At 56.5% G+C, this 12,674-nt stretch carries 11 protein-coding genes; 3 read left to right on the plus strand and 8 right to left on the minus strand.

What is annotated here, in order from left to right; all coding sequences use genetic code 11:
- The coding region (locus tag VM163_02655; GenBank protein HUT02774.1) for a hypothetical protein at positions 1-1,177 on the minus strand (1,177 nt) is incomplete at its 3' end.
- Positions 1,178-1,204: 27 nt separating this feature from the next.
- Positions 1,205-2,311 carry a WecB/TagA/CpsF family glycosyltransferase gene (locus tag VM163_02660; protein ID HUT02775.1) on the minus strand — a complete coding sequence of 369 codons (1,107 nt, stop codon included), beginning with the start codon at positions 2,309-2,311 and terminating at the stop codon, positions 1,205-1,207.
- Positions 2,312-2,652: 341 nt separating this feature from the next.
- Here VM163_02660 and VM163_02665 point away from each other — a divergent pair, with 341 nt between their 5' ends.
- Together VM163_02665 and VM163_02670 are read left to right on the plus strand one after the other, a co-directional pair.
- Positions 2,653-3,846, plus strand: coding sequence for a sensor domain-containing diguanylate cyclase (locus VM163_02665; GenBank protein HUT02776.1), 1,194 nt, complete (start codon positions 2,653-2,655; stop codon positions 3,844-3,846).
- Positions 3,847-4,136: 290 nt separating this feature from the next.
- Positions 4,137-5,567, plus strand: a complete 1,431-nt coding sequence (locus VM163_02670; GenBank protein HUT02777.1) for a CsgG/HfaB family protein — start codon at positions 4,137-4,139, stop codon at positions 5,565-5,567.
- A 146-nt stretch (positions 5,568-5,713) separates the two neighbouring features.
- Here the strand turns inward: VM163_02670 and VM163_02675 are convergent, their stop codons facing one another.
- The 6 genes from VM163_02675 to VM163_02700 all read right to left on the minus strand — a co-directional run bounded on the left by VM163_02675 (position 5,714) and on the right by VM163_02700 (position 12,134).
- Positions 5,714-6,601: a TlpA disulfide reductase family protein gene (locus VM163_02675; protein HUT02778.1), complete on the minus strand. Its 888-nt coding sequence runs from the start codon at positions 6,599-6,601 to the stop codon at positions 5,714-5,716.
- A 273-nt stretch (positions 6,602-6,874) separates the two neighbouring features.
- The gene (locus tag VM163_02680) at positions 6,875-7,576 is read right to left on the minus strand and encodes an HAD-IA family hydrolase (GenBank protein HUT02779.1); all 702 of its coding nucleotides are present in this window, start codon (positions 7,574-7,576) and stop codon (positions 6,875-6,877) included.
- Complete coding sequence (gene dapB / locus VM163_02685; GenBank protein ID HUT02780.1) at positions 7,573-8,445, minus strand: 4-hydroxy-tetrahydrodipicolinate reductase; 873 nt, start codon at positions 8,443-8,445, stop codon at positions 7,573-7,575. The genes VM163_02680 and dapB overlap by 4 nt, the downstream gene beginning before the upstream one ends.
- Positions 8,442-9,305 carry a dTDP-4-dehydrorhamnose reductase gene (rfbD, locus tag VM163_02690; GenBank protein ID HUT02781.1) on the minus strand — a complete coding sequence of 288 codons (864 nt, stop codon included), beginning with the start codon at positions 9,303-9,305 and terminating at the stop codon, positions 8,442-8,444. The genes dapB and rfbD overlap by 4 nt, the downstream gene beginning before the upstream one ends.
- Positions 9,306-9,559: 254 nt before the next feature.
- Positions 9,560-11,644, minus strand: coding sequence for a PQQ-binding-like beta-propeller repeat protein (locus VM163_02695; GenBank protein ID HUT02782.1), 2,085 nt, complete (start codon positions 11,642-11,644; stop codon positions 9,560-9,562).
- 103 nt (positions 11,645-11,747) lie between these two features.
- Positions 11,748-12,134: a hypothetical protein gene (locus VM163_02700; GenBank protein ID HUT02783.1), complete on the minus strand. Its 387-nt coding sequence runs from the start codon at positions 12,132-12,134 to the stop codon at positions 11,748-11,750.
- Between the two features lie 319 nt (positions 12,135-12,453).
- On the opposite strand from VM163_02700, the gene VM163_02705 reads away from it, so the two are divergent.
- Positions 12,454-12,674: hypothetical protein (locus VM163_02705; protein HUT02784.1), on the plus strand; the 221-nt coding region annotated here is incomplete at its 3' end.

Below are 12,674 nucleotides of genomic sequence, written 5' to 3' on the forward strand. Positions count from 1 at the left end.
CCCAGCGGCAAAGGTAGGATGCATAGGGATCGTAGTGTGTATAGTCTATCCAGTCCCCCGCCACCCAGAGTGTCCCTCCTGCGTCAATACAAAGGTCCGACACCAAGCTCGCCGGCAACGGGTCTGAAGCCCAGAACGCCTCGAGCCCTCGGTCATCATAGCGCAGAAGCGACGGCTCAATCTCAGGAGTCGCTTTGCCCGACCGGTCGTTCCTGATCGCTGTGTCTGCCATTATCCAAGACTTGCCGTCCTTTCCGAACCGAACATCTAGGAAATACCGCGCCGGGATCGGAAGGTCCCCGTAAGCCCCCCATGTTCTGTTCTCGGACAGGCAAGCGAAGCTTAATCCATACCCATACACCCGGCTGTTCATACACCATTTTGTGTTGTTGTAGTCCACCCGAAGCAACCCAATCCCTGGGAGCGGGCTCTCTGGCGGCAGCTCGAATTCCTGAAACGACCCGCCCTTGAAATGCCACAGAGAGGTCCCTTTCCCCAACCACACCCCCTCTTGCCTGTCCGCCGCTACTCCATTACGGGGCCACCAGTCCCCGGTTGGCGTGCCGGTAACCGCAACATCAAAACCATCGAATGTATATACTCTCTCCCGGATAATCGACCAGGCTTTGCCATGCGACGCATCCAGCGCCGAATCGTAGAGCTGAGGGGCAGACGGATGATATGGCAGGCTCCAACTTCGGAAAGAAGTTCCGTCAAGCCGGATCATGTCTGCCCCGTACAAGAACCACACGTAGCCTAGCTCGTCCGCAGCAATATTATAGACGTTCATTGTGGAGTACCCTGGCTGCCACTCAATCCCATCGAACTCCAGTAGGCCGGGCGTGGAGTTACCATAACGGGTTTCGTGGGAAGCCCATAAGACGCCTCGAGAGTCGATGGCAATGTCCGCTATTCGACAGGACCCATGTGAGTCGGCGGGCGTGAACTTCAACTTCTCGCCGGTTTCTGGATCAAAACACAAGAGACCGCCCTCTGCACCAACCCAGACCTTGCCGTCATCGACCGCAAGGCAGTTCATCGCATTGCACGATGTGTAGTTGATCAAGAGCGGCTCGGCGCTCGCAAGGGCCGAAAGGGAATAACCTACCAGCAAACATGCACACAACATTAGCCCCACCTTCACAGTTAGGCTTCGATCCATTAACCAAATCGACACGTCGCATTCTCCAGGTTGTCCACAGCTTTACCCACGTTTTTTGTCGATAGCCCTTGCGATGAGTCGCGAGGTCGTCAGGGCGATGAAGTTCAGAAAAACCGAGATAAGAACAACTGCGCGGCCAAAGTCAAAGCCCTTGAACATAAACGAGGTGGCCGAAACGATGAGGGATGCTAGAATCGTTACCTTGAGGATTGAGACGAACTCGGCGAACCGTCTGGTCTCGCTGGGGCGCCGATAGAGTCCAAAGAAGAGGCAGGTCATGACCCACAAGAAGACCATCAGCGGCAGCGCCACGATGTAGCCGGCAATCGGATTGATGGGGACGCCAAAGGCGTCGGTCAGCCCAGCCCTGATGAAGTAGGCGCCTATCCAGGAGAGCGAGAAGGCGGCAACGTCTGTTATGACGAGAAGGAACGCCCGGAGCGCGAACCTGACGTTGCCAACCAGATAGCGCCTCCAGAGTCGTGATGGCTCGAGGATCAGCCGGTATAACCACTCCAGGCCGCTGTTGCGCATCCACTTTGGAGCGCGGCTTGTCCTCCCTGAAACGTATTCCAGAAGGGCGCCCACGCCCCAACACAGCGGAACGTTCAAACTGTCGATATGCCGCCTGATCCAGACCTCCTGCCTCGGGACGCTCATACCCACGAGCAGAATATGGGGCTTTGCAGCCTTGATTCGTGAGATCAAAGCGATCTCCTGCGCCTCGTCGAAAAAGCCGCTTTCTGTGCCGACTATCTGGAGTTTCGGGAACTGGCCGTGAAGCTTTTCCGCCGCAATCTGTGCAACGCCGGGCTCGGAGCCGAGCAGAAAAAGCCTAAACCCCCTCCGTTCGCTCAACTCGCAGACCTTGTCAAAGAAGTCCGCCGCAGTGAGCCTTTCAGGGAGAGCGGTGCCAAACAGTTTCGAGGCCCAGACAACCCCCATCCCATCAGCATAGACCAGGTCAGCCCCGTCAATCGCCTCTTTGTACGCAGAATTGCGATAATACTGGTTGACGCAATCAACGTTCACGTAAGCGATCTGATGGCTCTTGCCAGATGATGACGCGAGACGCTCGATCGCGTCAAGCAGCATGTTGAGCGTCAGAACGTCTATCGAGATTCCAAGGACAGTGGCTGTGTTTCGCATCAGACGCGTGCCTTCCTCATGATGAGCAAAGCTTACGAAAGCGGTGTCAGATGTCAAATCCTGACGGATTTGCGATGTAAGCTCATGGCGCCCAGCTCTGGGCGGGTGCTTCTATCTCATTTGTCTCAATCTGGCGCTAGGTAGAACTATTAAAGCGAACGAATCTCCAGCTTTGCTAAACGAATCGCCAGATTCTCCGATACTTTGAGCATGAGCTGGTCATCGGAATCTTGGCGATGTGGGCACATATCGAGGGTGGTTGCACTTGGCGGTCTTCATTCATGCTGAGGCAAGAGCGATGTTGAATAAGCTCGGGAAGCCCTCCTAAGAGGGGTGTGCCTATGAGGGAGCGCATGCTGATAATCGGATTGTGGCTGTCGCTCGGCCTATGGGTCGGGGAATCGCTGCTCGACGCCTACATTTTCTACCACGGGCAGCTTGCTGACCATCTGTTTCCAACAAACCCTAATCAGCTTTGGATGCGTTGCCTTTCGGCTGGGATAATCATCGGCTTCAGCGCTTACGCCGACAGGATAATCCACAGTCGCCATGATGCCGAAACTGCCCTTCACGAGTCTGAAGACAAGTATCAAGAACTCGTTGAAAACGCCAACAGCGTTGTGATGCGCATGTCTCCCGGCGGGAAGATCATCTACATGAACAGGTTCGGGTTGGACTTTTTTGGATACTCGGAGGATGAGCTTATCGGCCAAAATACGATCGGGTGGATAGTCCCCCAAACCGATTTGTCGGGGCGGAACCTTGCGGCGATGATCGAGGACATCGGCGTAACTCCCGAACGATACGTCAACAATGAGAACGAAAACGTGTGCAAAGATGGCTCGAGGGTGTGGATCTCCTGGACTAATAAGACAATATATGACAGCCGCGGCGAGATCTGGGAGGTTCTCTGCATCGGCAACGACATCACTGAACGTAAGCAAGCAGAGGACAATCTTGGGTTCGCTCTCCAAAAAGTTCAAGAGATGTCACTTATAGATCAGCTAACTGGCCTCAAGAACAGGCGAGGCTTCATGACCCTTGCCTCGCAGCAGGTGAAAGTAGCTGAACGCACCCAGGAAGGCTTGCGCCTCGTCTTCGTTGACCTCGATGGTCTGAAGTGGATTAACGATAACCTCGGCCACAACGTCGGAGACCAGGCCATCATTGAGGCCGCAGACGTTCTCCGAGAAACGTTTCGCGATTCGGACATAATCGCTCGCCTCGGTGGCGATGAGTTCGCTGTCCTTGCCATCGATGTATCACCCAATGTGCCGTTTTCTACTTACCGGATCGCAAAGACGCTCAAGGAGCACAACTCGCAGGAGGACCGCCGATACGAGCTCGAGATGAGCGTTGGTGTTGCGTCCTACGACCCTAAGTCGTGTTCATCGATCGAGGCGCTTCTCAAGCGCGCAGATGAGCTCATGTACATGGAGAAACGGCGACGGAAAGCAACGCGTGGGCGCCCCGCCCGCGAAAGAAGACCACGGGCACACGAACTTCCTGACGGCTCCTCACAATTGATCATCTGAACTTGCGGCGCTGAGGCTCTCCCATAAGCCATCGTCGAGCCTCGAAGTGGCGGTGCTTGCCCCGACCTAAGGCTAGACGGGTGCCTGCGTCTTTCGGTCATTACAACAAATGACAGCGCGAGAGAATGCCGACCGCGGGTGAACCTTCAATGGCTTCTCACCATAGCTTGCCGGTCTGAGCGATGCCGGTCCCCACAAGATATAATTTGCTTGAAGTCGCGACCTTTTGTATTCTCGATATGAGTGCAAATGGAGAGGTTTATTCATCACTGTATTTGGAGGGATTGAGGATGCGCAAATTAACAATCTTGGCGGTTTTGACAGTTGTAAGTTTGCTAGTGGGCTCCGTTTTGGCTGAGACGATCGAGGACAAGCTCACGTACCAGGGCAACAAGGCGCGCATAAGCGTCGGCCGGATCAAGACCAAGGCCAACAGGTGTTCGGGCACGATGGCGTCCAGCTTTGGCGAGATGCTCTCGACGGCCCTGACTAACAACCCCAGGTTTATTGTGCTCGCAAGCGGCGAGGACCTCGGCGAGATCATGGATGAGATCCGCTTCGCCCAGGGTGGCGCGGTTGAGGAGGGCAAGGGTCCCGAGGGCGGTCTCATGGAAGGCGCTGATGTGCTTATTACAGGTTCCGTCACGATGTTCGAGCCTGACGCGCAGGGCGCCAAGATCGGCCTCGGAGGCACGAGCTGGAAGAGCAAGCTCTGGGGTGGGACTAACCTGAAGCTCAAGAAGGCCATCATGGGCCTCGACCTGAAGCTCATCGACATTAGACAGCGGAGGGTGATCTTTGCGAGCAATGTCGAGGGAAAATCCACCAGCTGGGGCGTCGGCGGCCACGGCGGCGGCTGGGGCAGGGATGGGGTCCTCCGCGGCGGTCTAGGCGTCTATTCCAACAGCCCAATGGAGAAGGCCATTCGTGTGTGCCTTAATAATCTGGTTGAGGAAGTAGCCAGTAAGCTGCCCAGCGGCTACTACCGCTATAAGGGCAAGGGCAAATACACCCAGGAATACGGGCAATCTGAGTCCCAGACGCAGACGACTACTCAGCCCGCGTCGCAGCCAGCAAAAGAACCTCCGGCCAAGAAGGAAGAACCAGCTAAGCCGACGCCTGCTCCCAGAAAGACAATTAGCAAAAGGGCTTGCGATTTCGTATCCGGCGAAAAGACGCTCTGGATCGATGACTTGAGCGAGGACGAGGTTGGCGAGTTCCCGTTCAACAACAAGCTGGACCGCGGCAATTTCGAGGTGGTCGATATCGGCGGTGAGAAGTGGATCATGGCGTCCACTGACGGGAAGCTGATGCCCAATACTGGCAAGATGAGTCTGCCGGAGAAATGGACGCTGGAGATGGATGTCTATAAGCCAAAAACCGACACTAGCTCGCCATACGTTACGATTTGCTTTTTTGACCCGAAAGGTTCTCAGTTCTCCCGACTCCATTACTTCTGCTACGGTGGCAATTTGGATATCAAGGGGAAAAATGTTGGGCGAAAGGATATGAAGGTCTTTGGCGATAAGGGCGTTCATCATATCAGGCTCATGGTGAGCGAAAGGTCGATCAAGGCTTACATTGATGACACTCGCGTTGCTAATGTGCCGAATCATGATGGATTCTCGCCGGCAAGCTTCGCGATAGAGATTCACCAGGGCTGCACAGAGAAGAGACCGTTTTATTTCCGCGGCTTTAGGATCGCGGCGGGAGACAAATAAACTTCGGTATTATCGAGACCTGGGCCGTCGCCTGGGCAAGTAGCCCCTGGCGTGTTCCCAAGTGCCCATTGTCCAAAAGAGAAATCGCCCACCCCGGCCGTGTGCAGAGGTGGGCGACTCACGGTAGTTGTTACCTCAGATAGCGCTTAGAAGGGTTGTTCGGACCCAAACGACCAGGGCACCACTGAGGGCTCTGTGATCCATTCGCCGCTCTCCGGATTCGCAAGCACGCCATACCATTTGAACGAGCCGTGCGGGAACTTATCATTGAACATCACGGACACAAGAACATAGCCGATGATCTGCATCTCGGGTGGAAGGGTGAATGACACAGGTGTCATCAACGTCCCCCAATTCGGCCAGAAATAAAAGTCGCCGTAAAGCTCAACCGCGATATAGACATTGACCGGCATAGCAAGTCCAGGATTCGCGACGTCCGCGGAAAGCGTCATAATGTCGCCAGGCATATACGGTGTCATATCCATCTTGTTGAGCCTCAGCTCAAACGTCGGCCCCGAAGGCTGTTCCTCGAGCAGCTCCTCGATCTTCGCCAGCACCGCGGCCTTATTATATCCCACTTCACCGTACCGGATTGTCCCATGCCGGTCTATGATATACATAGTAGGGACGTACCCGCTTGCATAGGGCCTCGTTTCACGGTTCACGTCTAACGCCATGGGATATGTCAGGTTATGATCTTCCCGGAACGTCTCAATCTTCGCAATGCTTTCTCCGACTGGGTCTATGTCAACGCCCCAAACAACAACGCCCTGGTCCTTATAGACCTGCCAAACGTCGTTCTCCAGACTGCCTGTCGCCGCAACACACGGGGGGCACCATGTCGCCCATAGGTCCAGCACAACGATGCTCCCCAACCAATCCGAAAGGCTAACCCACTCCAGGTCAAGGTCCTGAACTGTGAAATCAGGAGCCTCATCTCCATCAACGAACGGAGTGTCATGCTGGGCAAGCGCCATGACCGGGAACATCAGAAAGGCACACAAAGCAAGTAGTGTAGCCACCTTCGATGTCATGTTCTCTTCTCCTTTGTTTACTTATACACACAATGTTTTACCATTAAACACAGTCGTAGCCTCTAATCGCGAGCCGTACCATGAAGATCTTCTCCTTGTATAGATGTTACCGATATTGAGCTACCCTCGTCAACTTTTTCACAAATCTTCACCATACGCCACATACTTCTCAGCCTGCGACATGCCATTAGACCGCCCATCGTATCCTCCCGCTGAAAACGTCTCCTTGCGCCGGTCTCTAGTCCAGATGGGCGCCCCAGGCGAATCCCGGCCTCACTCAGCGTGTCCACGCACAATCTCGATAAGCTCACTCAGGCGCGAGACCCTTTGCCCAGGCCAAGCGTCCGAGGCAGTCCTGCGAGGATTGTAAAGATTGTCCTCTGGCGTTCGTATCATGATGGCCTTCATACCTATCTCCTGCGCCGCCTCGAGCTCCCTATTTCCTCCATCGCCGACAAATGTGCAGTCTCTGGGCTGAACGTTCAATCTATCGCAGGTAAGAAAGTACGCCGCAGGGTCCGGCTTCTTGACCTTTACCTCGCACGAGAAGACCGTAACCTCCACTACTGATGCGAGCGACGTCCGCCTCCAATATCCGGGGACCTCACGCCCACAGTTGGTCAGCAAAGCCAGCCCCAGCCCCGCCTCCTTCAACTTCTGAAGCGTTTCCCGCGCTCCGGGCCTCGGCACCATCAAGCGGCGCGTGAACTCATTCTTCATCTCAATTGCAGCCTGGAGACTGGTATCGGATGGCACTGTCTTCAGACGTGCACAGAGATGCAGAATGTATGACTCGTCGTCAGGAAATGCGCCTGTAACCCTCTCTGGATAAGTCTCAGTCCACAAACGTGAGAAGGGCTTAGCGGGAACCGAGAGCGTTGACGCGACCCCTGCGAGCCGCCTCTCATTGTCCTCCCACGAGTAAAGGTCGATCAGCGTGCCGTAAAGATCGAAGATAACTGCCTTCGGCGTCAATCCGCTTTCCCCGCCAAATCGGTCCCTCCTGGGTGCGGCGCCGCTGCCCTGGACAGTGCGTCCAGCCCCAATACCTGGGCCATAGAGTAAATGCCCGGCTCTGCCTTTGCCACAAACTCGGCCGCAAGAAGCGCGCCTGCCGCGAACGCACGCCGGCTGGCTGCTCGATGTGTTATCTCGAACCTCTCGCCCTGACCCGAAAGGACTAACGTGTGCTCGCCGACAGTCTCGCCAGCCCGGACCGAATGTATCCCGATCTCGCCCTGCCTCCTGATGAGCTCCTTACCATGACGCCCATAAACAGCAACATCCTCGAGCAGGACGCGTCTTGACGCCGCCAAGCTCCTCGCCACCTGAAGAGCGCTCCCACTCGGCGAGTCCTTCTTGCCCCGATGATGCGACTCCACTATCTCTGCATCGAAATCCTCAAGCACCGACCCCAGCACGCCCGCAAGGACGAACATCACGTTCATCCCCCGGCTCATATTCGGTGACAGAACGCAGCGAGCGACGTCTCCCCCTCGCTGAATCTCCGCCAACTCCTCGTCAGAAAAACCAGTCGTGCCAATCACAATGCCCTTTCCATACTCCGTAGCAAGCTCGAAATCTGCCATCGAGGCGCTAGGCGTCGTGAACTCTAACACAACGTCAGCATCCGCAAGCAGTGGGCCAAGCGCGGCCGAGAGAACGACCCCCTCGAGCGTCGCAATGCCCATCACCTCCGACAGTGGCCGCCCGACAGATGCGTGGTCTCGCCTCTCCGTTGCCCCCACCACCTCGAACCGGCCATCTTGCACCGCACATTCGACAAGCGTTCGGCCCATGCGCCCGCATGCTCCGGCCACAATGACCCTGACCGCGTCCGTCAAGCGCTTTCTCCTGTCTCCTCTTGCCGCATTCTCAGGTAGCGAGTCAGCGCATCCTGCCAAGTCGGCATTCTGAACCCTATTTTCACATAAAGCTTGGTGTTGTCCAAGACCGAGGCGGCCGGACGAGCCGCTGGACGGCAGAGCTCTTGCGAGGTTATGGCCGAGACCTTCACGTCTTGAAAGCCAGCCTCGACTACTATCGCCTTCGCGAACTCGAACCAAGAGCAGCTGCCAGAGCTCGTGCAGTGAAAAACGCCAGTTTCATCTGTTTTCAAAAGACGCGCTATTGCCTCCGCCAGATCGACCGCGAACGTGGGGCTTCCAACCTGGTCAGCGACGACCCTGAGGTCAGAGGACTTCGCCTGTCTGAGTATCGCCTCGATAAAGTTCTTGCCATGTATCCCGAAGAGCCAGGCTGTTCTGACGATCAGGTGTCTAGGTGAGTGTTGCTGAACGTAGAGCTCCCCCGCTAGCTTCGATTTAGCATAGACGCAGAGCGGGTTCGGAGTGTCGTCCTCAAGATACGGCGACCCCTTCCTCCCGTCGAAGATGAAGTCCGTCCCGATATAGGTGCACCGAGCACCCACAGACGCCGCAGCCTTCGCCACGTGCCTTGCGCCCTCCGCATTTATCTCATACGCAAGCCAACCATTGCTCTCCGCACCATCAACGTCCGTGAAAGCGGCCGCGTTCACAACCTCGTCAGGTCTTACCTCGGCAACCAACCCCTTGATTGCACCGAAATCCCTTATATCAACCTCGTCGATGTCAGCCTCGAACACCTCAAAGTCGCGACTCAGTCTGGCAGACAAGTCCGTTCCAAGCATGCCCTTCGAGCCGATCACCAATACCCTGCGCAATCCTCGCTCTCCATAACGTTAAAGCTCCTGAGCCAAATCACGAACAACCGCACAAACGAAGGTTAGCCTCTGCACACACTCCTAGTCAAATGAACGGTGTCAACGCTGCCAACGCGTCAGAAGTCGGCAGCACGCCATCGCGTAGTGGCGGTGCTTGCCCCGCCCCATGTCCGTTTGGCAAATCATAAAAAGGGTGCAGCAAGCGCAGCACGCCCCTACGGCCCTGTCATCAAGAGTGCAGCAAGCGGGCACGCCTACATCAGCGACCAGTGCGACTCGGCGACGTTGCTGGCGAGGTTGAACGTTCCCTGATAGAAGAAGGCCGCCAGGAACCTGTAGCCTCCCCTCGGAAGCGCATCCGGAAGCGGAAGGTGCATGATAGTCCAGTCCGGAAGCGAGGCGCCTTGCGCAAGCGGCAGAAACGAGATGTTCGTGAAGCCCGGATCGGTTCGCCACGTTGGGAAGAAGAACAGAGTTCCGTTCGGGTCGTCGTCCAGCGTGGCCGCTATGTAGAGGTCGAAGAACATCCCCATGCCCTCGTTCTCGAGGCGCAGCGAGAGGTCAAGCACCTCGCCTGCGGCGTACGTCTCCTTATTCGTCCAGACAGCAACCGTCGGGGGCGTCCCCATCTGGTCGCCGTTGAACGAAATCCCCAGATCAGTTGCCGCCGGGGACTTCCGCGCCTCGCGCCTCGTGGGTGCGCCATAGACGATGAACTCGCACGAGGCAATGTCGCTGACGAGATTAAACGTGCCCGGCTCAAAGAAAGCGGTGTAGAGCTTGTGCTCGCCGGTCGCTATAACCTTGAGCGGAAAGTGCGCTATCTCGATCTTCTCGAAAAAGGCGTCGCCAGGGAGGGGCCTAAACTGCATCGCGGCCAACCAGGGGTCGTTCGTCCAGAACGGATAGAAGAGAAGCTCGTTCTTATCCGGCTGCTTCCAGGCGATGTAGCAGTCAAGAGGCGCGGCTATCTCAGCATTCCTGATTTGCAGGGAAACATTCGCGTAGAAATCGGACCAGCCGGCGTATGTTGAAGAGTTGGTCTGAATCCCGATCTTAAGGCCTTGGCGTCTCCCGAAGGCCACGATCTTGTTCCCGACCAGACAGTAAACCGTCCCGTCTTCGTCGATGCACGGCCCACCGGCTGCGCCGAAGTAGCCGGTCATGGAGTAGAGCGGCTCGTAGCTGCCGGCCCAGGGTTCCAACGGGAGGTTAACACGACCGAACTCGAACGTGGTCGTGCTCGTGCTCGCATCCCAGTTCTTGAAGCTGACGAAGATGTTGCCGTCCGCATCGGCCGCCGCGCTTGAAAGCGGCGCCTCCTTTGTCGGCAGCTTCACGGCAGAGCCGCCCAGGTCGGGGTGATATCTGCTTACGGTCGCCCGCCATTCGTCGGTGTAGCTGCCGTAGTTCTTCATCTCGTAGAACACAACCGAGCCGTCCCGCATCAGAATCGGGCTGGTGTAGCAGGACCGCTCGATCGGGTAGTACCAGTGAACTGACCCGTCCCTATTCAGGCAATAAAGGGCGTTGCCCGAGACGACGAAGTAGATGCGCCCAGCGTTGTCGAGAGTCGGCGCAGAGCTCAAAGCCCGTGGCTTGCCTGCGCCATCCTCCGTCGGCTCAAACGTCCAGTTCAGGCTGCCGTCGCTCTTCAGGCAGTACAGCCAGGGGTTCTTTGGCGTGCTTGTATTGGTGGTCCCGAAGTAAACCGTCCCGTCGCTCGCCGCGGCAGGAATCGTGCTGATCTGGTTGTCACACGCGTATGACCACCGGATAGTGCCGCTGGTCGCTCCTGGCGACACGGCATATAGGCAGAACTGACCGACAGCGTATATGTCATCGTTTGCGCCCAGTGTCAGCAACCAATCCTGCGGGAGCAGCCTGTCTATCACCTCGCCTAATGTGAGCTCCCATCGAACGTCACCATTCGGTGCAATCGCGGAGACCGCCGCGATCGATTGGTCCTCTAGATTGCGCACAATGCTGCGAATGACCAGCGTCCCGTCCGACAGAACGGCCGCGCTGCCGCCTTGCATGTAAGCGACAGGTCCCCGTGCGACTATCTCGCCGTCCCTGGACAACCTCAGCGTGCCGCCTCCTCCTGCTCCCTGGCAGTACCACACGCCGCCGCCATCAGCCGCAACTAGATGACAGCCGCCACTGTAATCCCACACCTCTACGGCCCAGAGAAGCTCGAGCGACTCCGGCGTCGAGACCGGCGCAACGCCCGTGTGGCCAGGATCGTGCTGAAATACCGGCCAGAACGACGCCGCGCCCGCACAGGACGCAAGAACTAACAACAGAACAAATGACAAGCAAAAGATATTCTTCCGCATTTTCAACCTCCGTCTAATCTTGCCAGCTCTTACGAGCCAGTTTATTTGTAGGCGGCGAGGCGCAAGCGCCCCGCCGCCAAGTCCGTCAAATCTACGTGTTGGGCTACTCTACGGTCGGCCCCAGCGACGTGGGTGTCATGTCACCGAGCGTCCGGAACCGGAAACCGTAGTCGTCTCCAGCGGGCAGCGTCGTTTGGTAGCTGTACTTCGCGAATATGCTGCCGACGTACGTGTTAACCATCATGTAGCTCCAGGAAACCGTGTCACCCTCGAAGATGTCCACATAGACATCGGGCGCGTCTTCTTGCCCGGGGCTGAGCACATAGTCAACTTTGTAGGTGAAAGTCGTCGAGTTTGCGTCGCCGGTTGTGGGGTCCACGTGCCCCGTATCGCAGCTCTCGCTATCGGTGCAGAACGAGCCGGCGAAAGCCAGCACGGCCAAGGCAGCGATCAAGCCAACGATCGCCATTATTCTCACTTTTCTGTGCACTTTAGTTTCTCCAGTCTATTTCTCGAAAAAGTTGCATTATTGTGTCTAAGTTGAGACTGTTCCGCTGAACAGCTGCCATTTGAAAAAATGGCACGCGGGGCGAATAGGAGGGTCTCGTGGTCTGATTGAACCACGGGCCCTCTTCCCGCATAGAGCAGGAAAGGCCCGGGTGGAAGCGTAAAAAGAGGGTGAAACTTCAACATAACCTATAGGCCGGGTTTTGGCTTGAGCTGCCCCCCCCGCACTTCCCGATGAAACACGTTGCCGGGCAAGCCAAATGGACAACGGTAAGCAGAGAGGGAGAACGAGAAGAATTAGAATGAAAGACGTTGCCGGGCTTACAGAACGAGCGACGGTGGCGAACGCACGCGGCCGATGTGTCAGCTTCTCGCCGAATCCAGAATCCGAATGCAGCCGGGCAAAGGCTGAAAAGTCAGCCTCGTCGGCCTCATCATCCTCAAAACGGTTCCGAGAAACTTTGGCGATTCTCATCGCTCCCCTCAAAAGGTCTGCGCCTCTGCGTGGAAGCTCGCGCATCCC

The organism is bacterium (assembly GCA_035527515.1).
GTDB lineage: Bacteria > B130-G9 > B130-G9 > B130-G9 > B130-G9 > B130-G9.

Bases quoted from the DNA above. Each gene is read 5' to 3' on its own strand.
- VM163_02660 (HUT02775.1), bottom strand. From the start codon at position 2,311: ATGCGAAACACAGCCACTGTCCTTGGAATCTCGATAGACGTTCTGACG.
- VM163_02665 (HUT02776.1), top strand. From the start codon at position 2,653: ATGAGGGAGCGCATGCTGATAATCGGATTGTGGCTGTCGCTCGGCCTA.
- VM163_02670 (HUT02777.1), top strand. From the start codon at position 4,137: ATGCGCAAATTAACAATCTTGGCGGTTTTGACAGTTGTAAGTTTGCTA.
- VM163_02675 (HUT02778.1), bottom strand. From the start codon at position 6,601: ATGACATCGAAGGTGGCTACACTACTTGCTTTGTGTGCCTTTCTGATG.
- VM163_02695 (HUT02782.1), bottom strand. From the start codon at position 11,644: ATGCGGAAGAATATCTTTTGCTTGTCATTTGTTCTGTTGTTAGTTCTT.